This window comes from Streptomyces sp. NPDC093544 (assembly GCF_040683495.1).
Lineage (GTDB): Bacteria > Actinomycetota > Actinomycetes > Streptomycetales > Streptomycetaceae > Streptomyces.
Genome location: NZ_JBFBEA010000033.1, coordinates 16,731 through 35,029, shown reverse-complemented (window position 1 = coordinate 35,029; position 18,299 = coordinate 16,731). Strand labels below are relative to the sequence as shown.

At 68.4% G+C, this 18,299-nt stretch carries 18 protein-coding genes and 2 pseudogenes; 6 read left to right on the top strand and 14 right to left on the bottom strand.

Annotated elements, in window-relative coordinates:
- Positions 1-17 precede the first annotated feature (17 nt).
- The 4 genes from AB0N66_RS36435 to AB0N66_RS36420 all read right to left on the bottom strand — a co-directional run bounded on the left by AB0N66_RS36435 (position 18) and on the right by AB0N66_RS36420 (position 3,651).
- The gene (locus AB0N66_RS36435) at positions 18-827 is read right to left on the bottom strand and encodes an ABC transporter permease subunit (RefSeq protein WP_365443199.1); all 810 of its coding nucleotides are present in this window, start codon (positions 825-827) and stop codon (positions 18-20) included.
- Entirely contained in the window at positions 791-1,564 is a 774-nt protein-coding gene (locus AB0N66_RS36430) for an ABC transporter permease (protein ID WP_365443197.1), read from the bottom strand. Before AB0N66_RS36430 ends, AB0N66_RS36435 begins: the two co-directional genes overlap by 37 nt.
- The gene (locus tag AB0N66_RS36425; protein ID WP_365443195.1) at positions 1,561-2,526 is read right to left on the bottom strand and encodes an ABC transporter substrate-binding protein; all 966 of its coding nucleotides are present in this window, start codon (positions 2,524-2,526) and stop codon (positions 1,561-1,563) included. The genes AB0N66_RS36430 and AB0N66_RS36425 overlap by 4 nt, the downstream gene beginning before the upstream one ends.
- A gap of 666 nt (positions 2,527-3,192) precedes the next feature.
- Positions 3,193-3,651 carry a MarR family transcriptional regulator gene (locus AB0N66_RS36420; protein ID WP_365443193.1) on the bottom strand — a complete coding sequence of 153 codons (459 nt, stop codon included), beginning with the start codon at positions 3,649-3,651 and terminating at the stop codon, positions 3,193-3,195.
- Positions 3,652-3,714: 63 nt separating this feature from the next.
- On the opposite strand from AB0N66_RS36420, the gene AB0N66_RS36415 reads away from it, so the two are divergent.
- Positions 3,715-4,083 (top strand): VOC family protein, encoded by a 369-nt coding sequence (locus tag AB0N66_RS36415; RefSeq protein WP_365443191.1) that lies wholly within the window; start codon positions 3,715-3,717, stop codon positions 4,081-4,083.
- A gap of 94 nt (positions 4,084-4,177) precedes the next feature.
- Positions 4,178-4,481 (top strand): annotated as a pseudogene (locus AB0N66_RS36410) (ISL3 family transposase); the annotation flags it as partial.
- Positions 4,482-5,198: 717 nt separating this feature from the next.
- Here AB0N66_RS36410 and AB0N66_RS36405 read toward each other — a convergent pair.
- The 5 genes from AB0N66_RS36405 to AB0N66_RS36385 all read right to left on the bottom strand — a co-directional run bounded on the left by AB0N66_RS36405 (position 5,199) and on the right by AB0N66_RS36385 (position 11,618).
- Positions 5,199-6,011, bottom strand: a complete 813-nt coding sequence (locus AB0N66_RS36405; RefSeq protein WP_365443190.1) for a phosphatase PAP2 family protein — start codon at positions 6,009-6,011, stop codon at positions 5,199-5,201.
- Complete coding sequence (locus tag AB0N66_RS36400; RefSeq protein WP_365443188.1) at positions 6,012-6,965, bottom strand: YihY/virulence factor BrkB family protein; 954 nt, start codon at positions 6,963-6,965, stop codon at positions 6,012-6,014.
- Entirely contained in the window at positions 6,966-8,723 is a 1,758-nt protein-coding gene (locus tag AB0N66_RS36395; RefSeq protein ID WP_365443187.1) for a diacylglycerol kinase family protein, read from the bottom strand. It lies immediately after the preceding gene.
- A 199-nt stretch (positions 8,724-8,922) separates the two neighbouring features.
- On the bottom strand, positions 8,923-10,623 hold the full coding sequence (locus tag AB0N66_RS36390; protein WP_365443185.1) for an alpha-amylase family protein: 1,701 nt from the start codon (positions 10,621-10,623) through the stop codon (positions 8,923-8,925).
- Positions 10,614-11,618: a TIGR03885 family FMN-dependent LLM class oxidoreductase gene (locus AB0N66_RS36385; protein WP_365443183.1), complete on the bottom strand. Its 1,005-nt coding sequence runs from the start codon at positions 11,616-11,618 to the stop codon at positions 10,614-10,616. Before AB0N66_RS36385 ends, AB0N66_RS36390 begins: the two co-directional genes overlap by 10 nt.
- Positions 11,619-12,027: 409 nt before the next feature.
- Here AB0N66_RS36385 and AB0N66_RS36380 point away from each other — a divergent pair, with 409 nt between their 5' ends.
- On the top strand, positions 12,028-12,804 hold the full coding sequence (locus AB0N66_RS36380; protein ID WP_365443181.1) for a polysaccharide lyase family 7 protein: 777 nt from the start codon (positions 12,028-12,030) through the stop codon (positions 12,802-12,804).
- Between the two features lie 220 nt (positions 12,805-13,024).
- Here AB0N66_RS36380 and AB0N66_RS36375 read toward each other — a convergent pair whose 3' ends face one another.
- From AB0N66_RS36375 to AB0N66_RS36355, 5 genes and pseudogenes are all read right to left on the bottom strand, one after another.
- Positions 13,025-13,594, bottom strand: coding sequence for a TetR/AcrR family transcriptional regulator C-terminal domain-containing protein (locus AB0N66_RS36375; RefSeq protein ID WP_365443179.1), 570 nt, complete (start codon positions 13,592-13,594; stop codon positions 13,025-13,027).
- A 6-nt stretch (positions 13,595-13,600) separates the two neighbouring features.
- Entirely contained in the window at positions 13,601-13,747 is a 147-nt protein-coding gene (locus AB0N66_RS36370) for a hypothetical protein (RefSeq protein WP_365443177.1), read from the bottom strand.
- A gap of 52 nt (positions 13,748-13,799) precedes the next feature.
- A pseudogene (locus tag AB0N66_RS36365) lies at positions 13,800-13,937 on the bottom strand (IS110 family transposase); the annotation flags it as partial.
- Positions 13,938-13,976: 39 nt separating this feature from the next.
- On the bottom strand, positions 13,977-14,609 hold the full coding sequence (locus AB0N66_RS36360; RefSeq protein ID WP_365443175.1) for an HAD-IA family hydrolase: 633 nt from the start codon (positions 14,607-14,609) through the stop codon (positions 13,977-13,979).
- A 32-nt stretch (positions 14,610-14,641) separates the two neighbouring features.
- Complete coding sequence (locus AB0N66_RS36355) at positions 14,642-15,853, bottom strand: MFS transporter (protein WP_365443173.1); 1,212 nt, start codon at positions 15,851-15,853, stop codon at positions 14,642-14,644.
- An 80-nt stretch (positions 15,854-15,933) separates the two neighbouring features.
- Here AB0N66_RS36355 and AB0N66_RS36350 point away from each other — a divergent pair, with 80 nt between their 5' ends.
- The 3 genes from AB0N66_RS36350 (at position 15,934) to AB0N66_RS36340 (ending at position 18,172) form a co-directional block, all read left to right on the top strand.
- Positions 15,934-16,695 carry a DeoR/GlpR family DNA-binding transcription regulator gene (locus AB0N66_RS36350; RefSeq protein WP_365443171.1) on the top strand — a complete coding sequence of 254 codons (762 nt, stop codon included), beginning with the start codon at positions 15,934-15,936 and terminating at the stop codon, positions 16,693-16,695.
- Between the two features lie 25 nt (positions 16,696-16,720).
- Positions 16,721-17,446: an SDR family oxidoreductase gene (locus tag AB0N66_RS36345; protein WP_365443169.1), complete on the top strand. Its 726-nt coding sequence runs from the start codon at positions 16,721-16,723 to the stop codon at positions 17,444-17,446.
- 585 nt (positions 17,447-18,031) lie between these two features.
- Positions 18,032-18,172: a hypothetical protein gene (locus tag AB0N66_RS36340; protein WP_365443167.1), complete on the top strand. Its 141-nt coding sequence runs from the start codon at positions 18,032-18,034 to the stop codon at positions 18,170-18,172.
- Positions 18,173-18,299: the final 127 nt, after the last annotated feature.

The window sequence follows — 18,299 nt, the reverse complement described above, 5'->3', positions numbered from 1 at the left end:
CCTTTCGGAATGTTCACTCACGACCGCCGGGTGGACGCGCGCAGGCCGTGGTACCAGCCGAGCACCCGCCGCTCGGCGAACTGGAAGGCAAGGGAGAGCAGAAATCCGAGCAGGCCAAGGAGCAGGATTCCGGTCCACATGTCGGCGATGGCGAAACTGCGCTGGAACTGCACCACGGTGAAGCCGATGCCGTTGTTCGCCGCGAACATCTCGCTGATGACCATGAGGATGATGCCGACGGAGAGAGCCTGGCGCAGGCCGGCGACGATCTGCGGACTCGCCGAGGGCAGCACCAGGTGGCGCAGCCGTCCGACACCGCGGATGTGATACGAACGCGCCGTCTCCAGCATCACCGAGTCGACCGCGCGGACGCCTTCGACGGTGTTGAGCAGGATCGGCCAGACGCAGCCGCTCGCGATGACCACGATCTTCATCGTGTCGCCGATGCCCGCGAACAGCATGATCACCGGCACCAGCACCGGGGGCGGCACGGCCCGCAGAAACTCCAGCACGGGCTCGCAGAAGGCCCGCACCCCACGGTGGGAACCGATGAGAGTGCCCAGACCGACGCCCACGACACCCGCGAGCACGTAGCCGCAGGTCAGGCGCAGCATACTGGGCAGCAGTTCCGTCCGCAGGCGTTCACCGGTCCACACCGAGGGGAAGGTCCGGAAGATCGTGCGCAGCGGCGGCCAGAACGGGTCGGTGCTCGCGTCCGACGCGACCCACCACAGCCCCAGCAGCACCGCGGGCAGGCCGACCGCGAAGAGCACCTGCCGTGCCGACGCCCTCACAGCGCGGCCTCCCCGCGTACGGACTGATGCCATGCCAGCGCACGCCGCTCCACCGCCCTGGCCCCCACATTGATCAGGAGCCCCAGGACTCCGGTCACCGTGACCAGCGCGTACATCTCGGGCACGGCCTGCGACGCCTGGGCCACCGCGATCAGCGAGCCCAGTCCTGGTGCTCCGATGACCAGTTCCGCCGTGATGGTCAACACCAGGGCCACCGCCGCGGCGAGCCGGATCCCGGTCATGACGTAGGGCAAGGCCGTCGGCCACATCACATGCCGGATGCGTGCCCAGGTCCCGAGCCCGTACGACCGTGCCGTCTCGTCGGCGACGGGGTCCACGTCCTGGACGCCGTACAGCACCTGGACGAGCACCTGCCAGAACGACGCGTACACCACCAGGAGCAGCACCGAGCGCAGTTCGCTGCCGTACAGCAGTACTGCCAGCGGGATCAGGGCCACGGACGGGATGGGCCGCAGGAACTCGATGGTCGACGCCGTCACTTGACGCAGAAACGGCACGACGGTGATGAGCAGGCCGCAGAGGACGGCGGCGCCCGACGCGATGCCCAGGCCGATCATCCAGCCGGTCAGCGTGTCCCCGAGCGCCGACCAGAAGGCGACGTCGGTGAGTTCGTCGCCCAGCGCGCCGACGGTCCTGCTCGGGGGCGGGAAGTAGTCGGCGGCGACCAGGCCGAGCCGCGGCACGGCTTCGGCGAGGGCGAGGAAGGTCGCGAGGCCCGCCGCCCCGAGCGCGATGTTCGGATTCCTCACGGCAGCAACTCGTCCAGGTCCGGGGCGGTCTTGAACAGGCCGTCCTGCTCGCCGAGCTTCTCCAGGGTCTCCACCGAGGACCGGCTGATGTCCGCCGGCCACTTCGGCAGTGTCACCTTCGACAGGACGGAGGACGGGATCTTCGTGTACGTGGAGACGGCGTCGCGGGCCTCGTCCGGGTGGCTGTTCGCGTAAGCCAGCGCCTCCGCGGTGGCCTTCTGGAAGTTGGCCACCACCTGGGGGTTCTGCGTCGCGTACGTCTGCGAGGTGAAGTACATGGCGACGGTGAGGTCCTTGGCCACGTCCACGTAGGGTGACGCGATCTCCACGCCCCCCGCGTTCAGGATGGTGGTCAGCGCGGGCTCGACTGCCATCGCGGCATCCACCTGGCCCTTCTCCAGGGCGGCGGGCATCTGGTCGAAGGCCAGCTCCACGAACTTCACCTTCGACGCGTCGCCTCCGGCCTTGCGCACGGACTCGCGGACCGAGGTGTCGAGGATGTTGTTCAGCGTGTTGACGGCAACCGTCTTGTCCTCAAGGTCCTTCGCGGACTTGAGGGAACTGCCCTTCTTGACGACGAGCGCGCCGTAGTCGTCGCCCTCCACACCGGTGGTCGCCACGCCGTTGGAGACGGCCTTCACCTGTATGTCGTTGCTCTGGGCGATCATCAGCGACGTCGTGTTGCTGAAACCGAACTGGAACTGACCGCTGACTACGCCCGGCACGATGGCCGAGCCGCCCTGCGCCGTGGTCATCGAGACATCGAGACCGTGCTTCTTGTAGATCCCCTTCTTCTGGCCGAGATAGAGGGGAGCCACGTCGACGATCGGAATGACTCCGACCTTGACGTGGGTGAGGCCGCCGCTGTCCGACGCGGAGCCGTCGGAATTGTCGGACGATCCACAGGCCGTGGCCCCGAACAGAAGTGAGGCGGCGGCGATGCCGACGAATAGGCGCTGCATTTTCTGTCCTCCCGCAGGCCGCTTCCGAACTGCTCCGGCCGGTCCGCGCACAATGGGATTTGGTAGGGAGAAAGACGAAGGGTCAAGAAATGGCGTCGAGTTCGACGTGCCAAAGGTGTCGTCCGCAGCCCACCCGCACATCCCCCGGACACCGTCATTGGCCCGTACGGCGTCTGCCGTAGAACGGGCGAGGGGTACGTTCGCGGCCGTACTGGGCCCAGGCCTCGGATCGTTGCGGTTCCGGCCCATTGCCCCAGGCATGACGCCCTACCCGGCGATCACTGGAAAGGCAGTTTGAAGGGCATCGGCGCCTTCCGCGGAATTGGCGCGCAGGGAGGGCTCGGGCCATCGGAACCGGTCCGAGCGGAGTCTCACTCGGCCGTCGGCTTCCGATGCCTTCAGCTCCGTTGGAAACGACGGGCCGACAACGACGGAGCAATCTTCAAACTTGCCCGCTGCCGGATTGGCTGTCGGCGGCTTGACTCGATGCGCTGGTCGTTGTGGTGGTCTCCCAACGGGGAGGGTGCTGAAAAGGCGCCTGCCCTTATGCGGCTCATCGCAGTAGCGGGTGTGCTCAGGGTCTGTCGGTTCTTGAGGTCGCCGACACGGTTTCAGGCTCGGCTGCACTCCTGTCCGAGCGCGACGAGACGTGCGCCCCGGAACGAGCTATGCACCCTCGTTGTCACCGCGCAGGGAATGGATCATGTTCTGCAGGATCCGGAACGCGTCTGACTGCTCGATCTCGGGCAGTCCGGCCAGCATTCTGGCCTCGACGGACCGGACGGCTGCGCTCGCCTTCTCGAGGCTTCGTCGGCCGCGAGGCGTGAGCCGCGTGGGAAGCACCTTCCCGACGGGTGCCTCCGCAGGCCTGGTCACGTAGCCGTCTCGTTCCAGGGCCTGGAGTAGCACGTTCATCGTCTGCCGTGTCACGAACGCGCCCCGCGCGAGCTCGGAGTTCGACAAGCCCGGTCGTTGCGCCAGCAGCTCGAGGCAGGAGTAGTGCGTCACGCTCATCCCGAGTGGCCGCAGCACTTCCTCCATGGCCGCACGGAGGGCGCTCGACGCTTCTTTGAGCAGGTAGCCCAGTGACGTCTCCAGGTCGACGCCGACACCTTCTTGACTCATGTCAGCATTCTGACATAGATTGCTCTGTGTCAGAAAACTGACACGCAACGAAGGAGCGTCACCATGCCCGCCACCGGCCCCGACTTCATCTCGCTCCAGACGCGCGACCTCGGCGCTTCGCAGGCGTTCTACGAGCAGTACCTGGGCCTCGTCCGCTCGCCGACCGGACCTCCGCACGCCGTCGTCTTCGAGACGAAGCCGATCGCGTTCGCGCTCCGCGACGTCATTCCCGGCACCGACCTCGCATCCGTCGCTCAGCCCGGCATCGGCGCCGCGATCTGGCTCCACGCCACCGACGTCCAGGCCATCCACGACGCGCTCGTCGCCGACGGTCACCCCATCGTCTCCGCACCGATCGACGGTCCCTTCGGTCGGACCTTCACCTTCGCCGACCCCGACGGCTACCAGGTCACGCTCCACGACCGCGCCTGATCGACCCGACGCCACCCGACGCCACCCGACGCCACCGGACGCCACCGGACGATCATCAGCGGTTGCGCCCTGGGCTCGCGCTCGACGCCATCGTCTGCCAGCCGACCTGACGACGTTCTGCCGGCTGGATGACCTCGGCTTGGAAGTGATCGGCCAACAGTTTGCATCCCGACCACGCCGTGTTGCTCTGTCGAGTGGTCGACCCTGATGACTGGCGCCATGCCTGCGGCTGTCCGGGGGCGCCGCGCGACAGCGTGCTGCGCCGACTGGCGCACGTCCCGCTCGGCCGACGGGCAACGATCCTGCACGTCCGCATCCGCCGCTACCGCTGTTCGGGCCGCGGGCAGGTCTGGCGCCAAGACACGACCGCGGCCGCCGTGCCGAGGGCGAAACTCTCGACGCAGGCGATGACGGACCCGTTTCATGTTGTCGCCCTGGCCGGCGATGCGCTGGACCGATGCCGCCAACGCGTCCAAGGTCGTTGGACTGCACCCCCGCCACAGTTCACCGCCTGCCGCAACAGCGGCCGACGCAACGGCGTCTCAGGCAACGCAGATCGAGGACGCCTAACGGAACTCCACAATCATCCAGGCGGTCTGAAAGGCCCCGAAGGGGGCACCCGGCCTTCGGCGGCACCCACCGGTGCCGCTCTGCCGAAGGAAAGAGAAACCCCGTGTACATAGGCCTGGGTACCGTCGTCCTCATCATCGTCGTTGTCGCCGTCGTCATGATGCTGCGCCGCCGCTGATACGCCATCGACGCGACGTGTCACTGCCGGCCGAGGATCTCCCCCTGACCTGCAGCGACGCAGAGGTGCTCGCCACCCTGTACGCAGAGGCCCGGGTGCCCGTCACACGGGTTCCAGTTGGCGAAGTCCCCGTCGCACCAAGCCCGTCCAGCAGATCGCCGTCGTACCGCCCGAATTGCTCGCCTGCGTGACCTGCGCAGTCAGAGACGGACTGCGCACCGGAACGGGGACAAACGGACACGGACGCCTCGACAACTCCATCGGCCTTCGAAACAGCCCCCGACCATGCCCGCTGATCATGCTGCCGCGCCGGGAAACACCAAGTTTCCCGACAGCGTCAAGCTCAGGAATCTCTTGGCCTCGGCCGTCAGTCGCGTACGGACCCGTCTCGATGTTCCCGGCCTGAGGTTCCCGGTTCGGGGTGGGCGCCGGTGAGTTCGGGCTCCAGTCCCTCTCCCAGCCCGGCGTGTCCGCGGCCTGCGTCGGTGCGCCAGGCCTCGAAGGCCCAGGCGGTGAGGGCGACTACGGCGAGGCCCAGGAGCCAGCCGCCCACGACGTCGCTGAACCAGTGGACGCCGAGGGCGATCCGGGTGAAGCCGACGCCGAGGACGGACACGATCGCGGCGCACCAGCACAGCGCCCGCAGGGCGCGCGGCACCATGGGGAGCAGGACCAGCAGCAGGATGGCGAACGAGGTGGTCGCGGTCATCGCGTGTCCCGAGGGGAAAGAGAATCCCGGTGCGTGCGCGACCGGGTCTTCCAGGGACGGTCTGGCCCGCTCGACCACCGTTTTGACCAGCAGCCCGATCAGTCCGCCGGCCACTGCGGTCACGGCGGACCAGGCGGCGAGTCGCCAGGCCCGGCGGTACAGCAGCCACACAGTCAGCAGCGCGACGACTGTCCGCAGAGTGAACGGGTCCCACACCCAGTTGGACAGGAAACGCAATGTGTCCGTCCACGCCGGGTGTTCCAGTGCGGTCTCGTTCAACCGCCGTGCCGCGCCCGCGTCGAGACGGCGCAGCGGCTGCCAGTGCCCCTCGACCAGGACGAGCAGCAGGCCGAAGGGGACGGCGGCACAGGCTGCGACGGCGGCCGAACCGAGCAGGTGGATACCGAATTTCCGGTCGGCCGCCCGGCGGCGACGGTCACGAAGGCGCTGAGCCGCGGCGCGGACCACCATTCAGACTCCCGGGTCGGCTTTGATCGGACCGGGTCGCAGCGCCCGCGCGGCCTCCAGCTGCGCGGCGAAGGACAGGCCCAGAAAGAGGGCGATGGAGGTGAGGTAGGCCCAGAGCAGCAGCGACATGAAGGCGCTGAGCGGGCCGTAGACCGTGTCGAAGGACCCGCTGATGCCCAGGTACAGGCTCAGCAGCCAGGTCAGGGCCGTCCACAGCACGAGATATACGGCGGCGCCGAAGGCCAGCCAGGTGTAGCCGGGCTGTCGGCGCCGGGGGGAACGGCGGAAGATCGCGCTGGCCGAGAGGAGGGCGAGCAGCAGGCCGAAGGGCCAGCGCAGAATCTCGAAGGCGGTTCTGGCGTCGCCGTCGAGGTGATACACCGTCACCGCCGCGGCGGCCAGGTCGCCGCCGGCCACCATCACGATGAACCCGAGGCCGAGCGGGATCCCGGCGCTTAGGGACATCACGAGCCCGCGCAGGTATTTCTGGTGGAAGGGGCGGTCCCGTTCGTTCCCGTAGATCCGGTTGGCGCCGCGTTCGATCTGGCACATCGCGGTGGTCACGTTGACCAGTGAGAAGACCAGGCCGAACCAGAGGGCGATCTGGTCACCGTCGCCCGCGCTGTGGCGGCTGCGGTCCAGTGCGTCGTCGACGACGTCGGCGCTGGGACCTTGCGCGATCCGGTGGATGGTCAGTTCGGCGAGTCTGCCGATGTTCTCCGTGTGCAGCGCGGTGGAGAGTCCGACGAAGGCGATGGCCAGGGGGATCACCGCCAGCACTGTCTGGAGGGCGAGCGCCCGGGAGTGGCTGAAGCCGTCGGCGTACCGGAACCGGACGAAGGAGTCGCGCAGCAGCGGCCAGCGGCCGTATCGGCGCAGCGACGCCAGCGCGTCGTCGGCCGAGAGGCCGTCGCCGGTCATGTCGCGGGTCTCGGGGACCTTGGTGGCGGTGCCCATTCACTTCTCCCGGGTGGGCAGCAGGACGGTCAGCGCGCCGGGCCTGACCTCGGCGGTGAGACGTCGGCCGTGGGACACCGGGTCCCCGTCGAGTTCGCGTGACTGCGGTGCGGCGAAGACGAGTTCGGCCCGCCGGAAAGTGAGGAACTCCACCGGTACGCCCTGCGTGCCGGCGCCCCCGGCGGCGGGCGTGTCCACGGTCGTGGGCCGCGCGTTGCGCCTGCGGCCGCGTATCAGGACGCCCAGGGCATGCATCCAGCCGCGGGGGCCGCGCGGGTCGAGGATCAGCAGATCGAGCAGTCCGTCGTCGGGACGGGCCGCCGGGAGGAGCGTGAGTCCGCCCTGTACGGTGCCGACGTTGGCGACGAGCACCATGCGGGCCGTGCGGTGCAGGACGGGTGCGTCGTCGAGCCGGACCGTCAGTCGCATCCGGGGCGTGTGCAGGGTACCCATGATGGCGAGCAGGTAGGCGGGCCAGCCGACGGCGGACTTGGCGCGGTCGTCGGTGTGTTCCAGCATCGCGGCGTCGAGTCCGGCCCCGGACATCGCGGCGAAGTGGGTGGGGGCGAGGCCGTCTCCCTCGATGCGGCCGAGGTCGAGGCGGTGCGGGGTGCCGGACAGCGCGGCTTCGAGCGCCGTGGCGGGGGTGAGGGGCAGGCCGAGGTTGCGGGCCAGCAGGTTGCCGGTGCCGCAGGGCACCACGACGAGCGGTACTCCACTGCCGGCCAGGGCGTCCGCGGCCGCCCTGATGGTTCCGTCGCCGCCGCAGACCACGACGAGTGTCGCTCCGTCACGGACCGCGCCGGCCGTCTGGCCGGTGCCGGGGTCGTCGGCGGTGGTCTCGATGAACGCCGGTGCGCGGTGGCCGTGTTGTTCGAGGATCCGCCGCAGTTCCTCGCGGTCGGCTTCGCCGGTCACCGTGGGGTTGAAGATCACGGAGGTGCTGCCGGGCTCGCGCTCCTTGCCCTCGACGGTCGCGTCGGTGTGCGCGGTGGGCGGCGAGGGGACGGCTGCCACGGACCGGTCGGTGAACAGGGCACGGCCGACGATCAGCAGGGACAGGGCGCCGTTGGCCATTCCGCCGATCACGTCCGTGGGGTGGTGCATGCCCCGGTAGAGGCGGGCGACCCCGACAGCCAGCGGTACGAGGAACAGCAGCCCGGCCAGCGGCCACCGCCACGGCCTGCGGACCCGGGACAGTACGAGCACCGCGAGTCCGGCGTAGAGCGCGGTGGCCGCGCCGGTGTGGCCGGAGGTGTAGCTGGACGTGGGCGGGGAGGCGTCGAGGCGGTGCACGTCCGGGCGGGTGCGGTCCACCGACTCGGTGACAGCCAGGAACACCAGGGCCTGGAGCGAGACGGCGACGGCGAGGAAGACCGCCTGGCGCCACATCGGCAGCCGGGGTATGACCAGCAGCGCCACGCAACTCAGCAGGGTGATGGTGATCACGGTGAGGGTGTTGCCCGCCTCCGAGCCGAGGTAGGACAGAGTGGTGAGCGGGCCCGTACGGATCCGCTCGAATCCCTTGTTGACGTTGTCCTCGACCGTCAGTGGCCACACGTTCCGGGCGGGGCCCGTGATCAGGAGTCCGAAGCCCACGATCAGGGCGGCCTGGCAGAAGGTCAGCACGCCGATGCGTGCGGCGGTGATGCCGGTACCGCGGGGCAGGACGGACGAGTGGCCCGGCCGGACGGCTCCGGTTCCTTCTCCAGTCGCTCCAGTCGCTCCTGCGGCTCTTCCCGGCACGGCGGTCGGCATCGGGGCTCCCACGGGTCGGCGCCTCACGGCGGTCCTCGGCTGGGTGGCGTTCTCACCCTGCCCAACGCCGTCTGCCCCCGAAGCGGAGGTGCAGACGCTCCTTGACGCGGGGAACCCATCGGTTCCGCGGAGCAAAAGGACCCGGTCACTGCCTGACGGAGAAGAGTGTGACTCTCCTCCCGGAACCTCTGAGCTGGTGTCAGTCGGAGGCAACCCTTACGGGGTCGTCCGCCGGGGTGCCGACGCGCAGCCACCGGTACCCGTAGGTGGGCAGTTCGACGCGGAGCAGGCCGTCGTCGGGCACTGTGAGACCGGCGTGCCCTTCGTCGAGCAGATCCATGAGCCTCCCGCCAGGCCCGGCCTCGGGCAGCCGCAGCCGTACGGTGACCGGCTCGCCCGCGAAGTTGTGTACGGCCAGGACGGTCCCGTCGGTGGTGCAGGCGATGTGTGCCAGGACCGGTCGCTCCCCGGTGTCCACGAGGCGGTAGTCGCCCCAGGCCAGCTCGGGAGCCTCCCGGTAGCGCTCGATGAACAGCCGCATGCGGCTCAACAGCGAGCCTGGGTCGCGGCTCTGCTCGTACACGTTGACCTTCTGGGTTCCGAACGCGCCGTCCGTCAGCGGATTGGGAAAGGCGTCCGGACCGGCATGGGAGAAGCCGGCGCCCGCCTCCGGGGTCCATTGCATGGGCGTCCGTACGGCCTGGCGTCCCTCGGCGGCCAGGTTCTCCCCCATGCCGAGCTCCTCGCCGTAGAAGAGCACGGGGGTACCCGGCAGGGTGAACAGCAGGCTGTAGGCGAGCTCGATGCGGCGCCGGTCGCCCTCGACCATGGGCGGCAGCCTGCGGCGCAGCCCCCGGTCGTACAACTGCATGTTCTTGTCCGGGCCGAAGGCCGCGAACACCTCGGCCCGTTCGGCGTCGCTGAGCTTGTCGAGGGTGAGCTCGTCGTGGTTGCGCACGAACGTGGCCCAGTGGGCGTCGCGTGGGGCGGCGGGGCGGTCCCGTAGCGCGGCGGCCAGCGGCCCGGCGTCCTCGCGCGCCATCGACAGGTACATCTGCTGCATCGCGATGAAGTCGAAGCACATGGTGAGCTCGTCGCCGCGGCCCGAGGCGGGGTCGCCGAAGAAGCGGGCGGTGTCGTCGTAGGGCAGATTGACCTCGCCGAGCAGCACAGCCTCGCCGTTGCGACGGCCGAGGAAGGCGCGCAGGTCGGCGAGGTACTCGTGCGGGTCCGGCAGCGCGCCGGCGTCGGCCTGCCCGTCCGTCTCCAGCAGGAAGGGCACGGCGTCGACCCGGAAACCGGACAGCCCGAGCTGTGTCCAGAACCCCATGACGCGGGCTATCTCGTTGCGGACCTCCGGGTTGGCGACGTTGAGGTCGGGCTGCTGCTTGTAGAAGCGGTGCAGGTAGTACTGGCCGCTGCCCTTGTCGTACTCCCACAGGCTGTCCTCCGCATCGGGGAAGACCACACCCTTGGGACCGTCCTCGGGGGGCTCGTCCGCCCAGACGTACCAGTCGCGGTGGGCGGAGTCCCGGCCGGATCGGGCGTCCTGGAACCAGGGGTGGTCCTCGGAGGTGTGATTGACGACGAGGTCGGCGATCACACGGATGCCGCGGTCCCGGGCGGTGCGGACGAATTCGGTGAACTCACCGAGGGTGCCCAGGCGGGGGTCGACACCGTAGAAGTCCGTGATGTCATAACCGTCGTCGCGCTCGCGCGTCGGATAGAACGGCATCAGCCACACGCAGGTCACGCCGAGACGTTCCAGATGGTCGATGCGCTGCGTGAGGCCAGCGAAGTCGCCGATCCCGTCGCCGTTGCCGTCCTGGTACGTCTCGACGTCCAGGCAGTACACCACCGCGTTCTTCCACCACAGGTCGGACGTACGGGTCAGACGCATCGGTACTCCTTCACCGTGGCCGGAAGCGGGCGGGTGACGTCGAGTCGGGGCAGTACCTCGGCCCCGAAGGCATCGATGAACGGGCCCTGTTCGCGGCCCACGTGATGCAGCATCACCGCGTCGAAGCCGAGGTCGGCGTACTCCTGCAGCCATGCGGTGTGCTGTCCCAGGTCGGACGAGATGTTGACCGAGTGCGCCACCTGCTCGGGGGTGACGTGCTCGCTGACGATGTCGAACAGTTCCGCGGAGTCGAGGTCCCAACTGGCCGGGGGCGCGTGTACGTTGGTGCGCCATTGGTCGTACGCCAGCGCACGGGCCTCGTCCTCGCCGGGCGCCCAGCTCAGGTGCGCCTGGAGGTACAGCGGCCCACGACCGCCGGCGTCACGGTACGCGTCCACGATTTCGCGCAGCCGCGCGCGCGGAGCGTTGACCGTGATCAGGCCGTCCGCCCACTCGGCGCACCAGGTCGCGGTCGCCGTACTGCACGCGGCTCCGATCAGCGGCGGTACCTCGGGCGGTAGCGTCCACAGCCGAGCTCGGTCCACGGTCACCAGCCCGTCGTGGCTGACCTCCTCCCCCCGCAGGAGTGCTCGGATGACGTCGACGCACTCGCGCAGCCGTGCGGTGCGGACGTCCTTGCGGGGCCAACCCGCGCCTGTGATGTGCTCGTTGGAGGCCTCGCCGCTGCCGAGCGCCACCCAGAACCGGCCCGGATACATGGACGCGAGACCGGCGACCGCCTGCGCGACGATCGCGGGGTGGTAGCGCTGGCCGGGCGCGTTCACCACGCCGAACGGCACCTGGTCGGTGGCCTGGAGGGCGGCGCCGAGCCACGACCAGGCGAACCCGGACTCCCCCTGACGGACACTCCACGGCGAGAAGTGGTCGGAGCACATGGCGGCGGTGAAACCCGCGCGTTCCGCGTGCACCACGGCGTCGAGCAGATCCGCGGGCGGGACCTGTTCGTGCGAGGCGTGTAATCCATAGACAGTCATGACAAGCGACTACCCCCGGAAGGCACCCTCAGTGGAGAAGTGGCCGGACCACCCCGAAACCGCATGCGCGGCAACGGAGTTGCTCCGCACAGTCTCTGCTCGGGAGTACGTCCCGACGAGTTCCCTGTCACCTTGCTGACGATCGGCGTCGATCAGGCCGGCAACGGCGTGTTCAGCGCCACGGCCACGGCCACGCCCCTCCGGCCGGGCCCACCCGGCAGGACGGGGTCGGCCGGCTGAGATCAACTCCTTGCACGGCCGTCGGTGTCACGGCTCAGTGGGCGGTGGCCAACCTCTTGACGGCACTGGTGCAGACCTTTACCGTCTCGACACACAGGTTCACAGGTGAACTAGTTGTTCACAAACCTGAACTCGCCTTGTCCTCCCCCACATCACGAAGGACGGCAACATGATCCGTACCAGAGTTCTCGCGACGGTCACCGTGGCGGCCACTGTCGCCGTGGTCACCGTGTTGGGCACATCAAGCGCGGGCGCAGCAGATCCGAAGGTCGCTCCCGGTGGCAACTTCGACCTGGGTGTCTGGCAGTTGCAGGAGCCCGTGGGGTCGCCCGGCAGTCCCACGACCATATCCTCGTCCCGACTGCAGGGCTCGAGCGGCTTCCAGGACTCGTACTTCTACACGGACACCCGCGACGGAGCCATGACGTTCTGGGCGCCCGAGAAGGGCGTCACCACCCCGAACTCCAACTACGCCCGCTCCGAGTTGCGCGAGATGAACCGCAGCGGCAGTGCGGCGGACTGGTCGCTGGGCGGCAGCCACAAGTTGAGCGCCACTCTGCGCGTCGTCTCGGTGACGTCCAACGTGTGCGTGGGGCAGATCCACCTCGGCTCCGGCGGCACCTCCACCAAGCCGCTGGTGGAGCTGTACTACCGGTCGAACGGCGACATCGTCGTCGGTACCGAGAACTCCCCCGCGGGCGGCCAGACACTGCACACCGTGGGCAATGTGTCGGTCGGCAAGACGTGGACCTACGCCATCGCCGTGTCCGGCGGCAACACCATCAAGCTGACGGTCAACGGCAGCACCACCAGCTACGCGATCCCGTCCTCGTTCTTCCCGTACAAGCAGTACTTCAAGGCCGGTTCCTACAACCAGTCGTCCTCCGACAGCACCACGAAGGGCGCGCGGGTCGCGTTCTACGGGCTGACCGTCGCGCACAGCTGACGAAGGCGAGACACGCAAGCGACCCGGACCAAGGGCCGACAGACCGACGACGGCCCGGTGTTGCCGAAACACCGGGCCGTCGTCGGTCTGTCGGCCCCGTTCACCGGGCTGAGCCCTCGCCGGTTGGGCAAGTTTGGTGATCGCGCTGCGGCGCGAAGGCGCTGACGCGGCACGGCGAGGTCGGCTGTAGGCAACATGAAGATCAGTTACGGCGCAAGCGTCAGCGGTGGGCGAGGCCGTCGATCATCAGGGCGAGGGTGAAGTCGAACCGGTCGTGGCCCTCGCCGGCGGTGAGCTCGGCCGCGTAGCGGGTGGTGTGAGGGAAGGTCTCAGCGGGCAGCGCGGTCAGTCGGCGCCGGAGCTCGTCGGTGTCGACGACCCAGTCCGCCTCGTTGTGGATTTTGCGCTGCTTCACGATGGAGATCTCCAGGCAGTAGCCGGCCACGTACAGCAAGAGGGCGTCGATGGACCAGGCTGCGGCCTGCGGGGCGACGCCGCCCGCGAGCAGGATCGCCAGCATTCCTTCGCTGACGCGCACGGTCTCGAGGTCGGTGGGGGCCAGAGCGAGCGCGGCGCGGGAGATTCCGGGGTATTTCAGGTACTGGTCGCGCATCTGGGTGCACACGCCGCGGATCTGCTCCCGCCAGGCCGCGGGGTCCGGCTCGGGTAGAACGAGCTCGGCGCACAGCCGCGCGATGAGCAGCTCGTCGAGGTCGGCCTTGTTGACCACGTGCGCGTAGAGCGAGGCGGGTCCGGTGTCGAGCGCGCCGGCCAGTCGGCGCATGGTCAACGCCTCCTAGCCCTCTGTGGCGATGACACCGAACGCGGTGTCGATGACCTGCTCCACCGTGATCGGGACCTTGCGGCGTCGCGGCCTGGGGGCGGCTTCGACCTCGGGGTTCGGTAGCTGGTGGCGCGCCGCGCGTCGCTCTCTCGGGTTCACCCGACCACTAAAACTTGGCGCGAACATCGTTCGCCTATAGAACGGTGTTCCCGATCAGCATGGCGGCACCGGCTCCGCCGTGGTTGATGTCCACTGCCCACAAGGCCTCTTCGGAGAGCACGAGGACATCCGCGATCCATTCCGGCAGGGCCGGTTCATCGTTGAGGGCCCGGCGCGAGAGGAGACGCTGCTCTGGCCTGCGGCCTTTCATGCTGTCTCATGTCAGATGTCATTTCCACGTGGGTTGTCGAGTCGGCAACCAGGTGTCGATGACGGCTTCCAGTTCGTCGCGATCGGTGAAGACGTGTCCGTTCATACCCATGGCCCGCGCGGCGCGTACGTTCTCCTCACGGTCGTCGACGAAGAGGAAGTCGGTCGGGACAGCTCGCATGGCGACGACGCAGTGATGGAAGGCCGCGGCATTCGGCTTGGCCGTTTTGATCTTCCCGGAGAAGGCAAGGTGGTCCAGATTGTGGAGCCAGGGCTGCGCGGCCAGGAAAGCATCCGCGTGGTCCGAGGGGATGTTGGACAGCAAGGCGACCTCGGCGACCTCGCAGAGGGACTGGGCGTAGGCGACCATCCGATCGTCGACGCGTGACCAACTGTCGATGTCGGTGAGGCGCAGTTCCTCGATCGTGTCGGCGTCGACGGACAGGGACAGCCCTCGCAGTACGGCGGTCCAGTACTCGGGCGCCGACTGCTGACCGGCGTCGTACGGCGGGCGGCAGGCCCAGTAGGCCGTGGTGAAGGCGTCGGTGGGTGTGTGACAGCGGGCGGCCATCATTCCCAGGGCGCCCGGGCGTTGGTGGCGGGCGATAACGCCGAAGAGGTCGAACAGCACGATGCTCCGGTCGGTGGACATGTTCGTGGGTTCCTCCGTATCCCCAAGGGCGTTCAGTGCCTGCTTGTTGCCAACACGCGCGTGCGGTCGGATCCGGTGCGCAGGATCCGAGCGGCCACAGCGGTGATCACACACAGCAGGGTCAGCAGTACGAAGGCGTGGTTCAGGGCGACAAGGTGGGTCATCCAGCCGATGACAGCGGGGCCGGCGAGCATGCCGACGTAGCCGAGCCCGGCGACGCGGGAGACGTTCGCCCCCGCGGCGGCGGGGTCGGCGTGCCCGGCCGCGCTGAACAACTGCGGGACACAGCCTGACAGCCCCAGCCCGAACAGCGCCCACCCTGCGAACGCGGCCCAAATCCACGGGGAGACGGCCACGACAGTGATGCCGACGGCAGCCGTCGCCGCGCCGTAACGCAGGATGGGCACCGACCCGAACCGGGCGACAAGACGGTCGGCGAGCAGCCGGCCGATGGTCATGGTCGCCGCGAAGGTGCCGTACGCGAAGGCGGCGGTGCTCGCGGGTGCACCGAGGATGTCCTTCATGTGCAGCGCGCTCCAGTCGTTGGCGGCTCCCTCGCACAGCATGACCATCAGAGCCAGGGCGGCGAGCATCCAGATGCGCCCGCTGGTGCTGCGACGCTCGGCGGCCGGCGCTTGCTCGGCCTTCGCCGCGGAGTCGGTGTCGGCAACGGCGGGTGCGGCAGGTAGCAGGGCGCGTGCGGACACCAGGGCGATCACGATGCCCAGGGCTCCCATGCCGGCCATGCCGGTGGCCGGACTCAGGCCGGCACTCGCCGTAGCCGCTCCGACGAGCGCGGCAAGGACACCGCCGACCGAGAACGTTGCGTGGAAGGCCGACATGACAGGCCGGCCGTACGCCTTCTCCACGTGCACGGCGTGGGCGTTCATGCTCACGTCCAGGCAGCCGTTGCAGAATCCGAAGGCCAGCAGGGCACCTGCCAGCGTCCACGGCTCCTGGGGAAGGCCGGGCAGCACCAGGGCCGCGCTGCACAGCACGCCGGTCGCGGGGACGACTATGCGCGCCCCGAGGCTGTCGGTCAGACGCCCGGCCACCTGCATACCGATGAAGGCCCCCAGGCCCAGCAGCACCAGCAGTCCCCCGAGCGTCGCGTGACTGATGCCCACGCGCTCCTCGATGGCGGGGATGTTCACCACCCAGGTGCCCATCAGTGTGCCGCAGAGGCTGAAGTAGACAAAGGTCGCTACTCGGGCGGCTCGAAGCGAAGGATTCATGACGACCATCGTAACGAACATACTACATGGTTGAATACTGTCGCTTCGCACACATTGAATGTTCGTTTCGTGTGGTGTTCAATCGCGGTATGAGCAACGCAGACCGGCACGCGATGATCGCGCAGGCCGTCAGGGAGTCAGGAAGGATCACGGTCCAGGAACTGGCCGAACTGACCGGCGCCTCCGAGATGACCATCCGGCGCGACCTCGACGCGCTGGCCGCACAAGGCGTCCTGGAGCGCGTCCGTGGCGGGGCGCGCACCCTGCTGCTCAGGGGCGACGAGCCGCCCTTCGCGCTGCGTGCTCACGAGGCCGTCGATGCCAAGCGCCGCATCGCGGCCGAGGTGTCCTCGCTCATCGCCGACGGCGAGACCGTTCTCCTCGACAGCGGCACCACCTGCCTGGAGATCGCCCATCTGCTGCGGCGGCGGCCGGTCACTGTGATGCCCCTGTCATTGCAGGCCATCCATGTACTCAGCGAGGGTCTGGGCCCGGCCACGCTGATGGTGCCCGGCGGGCAGCCTCGGGCCGCCGAGGGAGCCCTCACCGGCCCCCTCACCCTCGCGTCGCTGGCGGCACTGCGCTTCGACACTGCCGTCATGGGCTGCTGTGGTCTGAGCGCAGCCGACGGCCTGACCGCCTACGACCTCGATGACGCAGCCGTGAAGAAGGCCGGCATCGCCTCCACACGCCGCATCATCGTCGCCGCCGACGGCAGCAAGCTCGGCCACACCGCCTACGCCTACGTCGGCCCCACCACACTCCTGCACACCCTCGTCACCGACACGACAGCACCCGCCGACGAGGTCTCCGCGCTCGAAGGCACCGGCACCGTCGTCAGGGCCGTCTGACAAGACCGTTCCGCTCCCGGGCGGTGTGTTGCGTGACCGACCAGGGGCACTCGGAGCGTCGTCAGACGTCGGAGCTGCTACAGCACGAGCCGCATCCCAGGCCGGCGCACGAGTGGTGCTGATCGCACGTCGAGAGGATCGCATCCGCCACCTCGCCGACGAATTGGGCGAAGCGGTGCCCATACGTTGTGACGTCACCGATGCCGGCCAGGTCGCCGCGGCCGTACGCACTGCCACGGACACGTTCGGACGGATCGACGTCCTGTGCAACATTGCCGGTCAGGGGCCGCACGCACCTGTGGAACAGATCGATCCCGATGACTTTCGCTCCGTCCTCGAACTCAACCTCATCGCGCCCCTGGTCACCATGCAGGCCGTGCTCCCGATCATGCGCAAGCAGGCCGCCGGCAGCATCGTCAATGTCAGTTCCGGAATCACCTTCGCGGCGCTTCCCGGCTCAGCCGCGTACGGCGCATCCAAAGCAGGACTCAACAAGCTCACCGCCGTGGAGCGAGCCGAGCTCGCTGACGCAGGCATCGCGGTCTCGATGATGTATCCATTCATCACGGACACCGAATTCACCGAATCCCTGCGAGGCGACATCGAATCCGCGTCTCAGTTGGAGTCCAGCCACGCACCGAAGCCGCAGTCACCCGAGCAAGTAGCCGAGGCAATCCTCGACCTGATCAAGACCGGCGCCGAGCAGACCGGCCTCGTTCCCGAGCAATTCGGCGGCAGCTACAAGGGATAGCAGCTAAGGGCAAAGAACAATATGCGGGCAATCGGCGCGTTGACCTGCGAAGTCAACTCCCAAAACCCTCAGGCTGATTCTCGGCGAGCCCTTGGCGTCGACCCAAGGGCGGCGACACCCCGCCTACGCCCGCGAGGCCGCGACCTCACCCACCGAGCGGCCCGTCAACCGCACTATCCGCGGGACGGGCGCAGGCCGAACGTGGCGTGGCACGGCTGAAGTCGGTCCCCAAGCAGGAGCGGGACGGCGACCTGCCGGCGGACGCAAGGCTCCACATCGTCGAAGACCATGTCCAGGGCACCGGAGCCCTCACGGCGGGATCGTGAAGAGTCTGCTTCATTTGATCTGGGGGGAAATATACATCTAAGTCTTCCGGTCCAAGTAGCGGGAGTGCTGCCCCGTTATGCACCATTAGAGCGCGAAAGTGCCGCTCTAGATAAGAGATTTGATGTAGGTCTTCCCTTCGCGATACACAAATGTCATAGTGGCGTGCCGTCTCAGCCAAGAGATATGAATCTGATTCATTGCCTGAAAGGGGACTGTCGACGTGCCACGGCCGCAGGCAACGCAGGCAGGAAGGAACGGGTGCGACGTCCAACTGCTGCCGTCCGGGCCGCGTTTCGCCCGGGCGGCGGCAGCCTGCGCGGCGCCGTTACCGGTGCCACGCGGATGGCGCACCCCGTCGACGTCGGCATGACCATCCCGAACGTCACCTGCCACGAGTGACTGGTGACGTCGGCTTCCGTGACACACGAACGTCACGTGGACGCCGAGGAGTTCGTGCACGCCGCTCACCCCCGGATCGGCGACACGAAATGCCGTGCCGCCCCGGCAGACCAATCTCCACCAACGA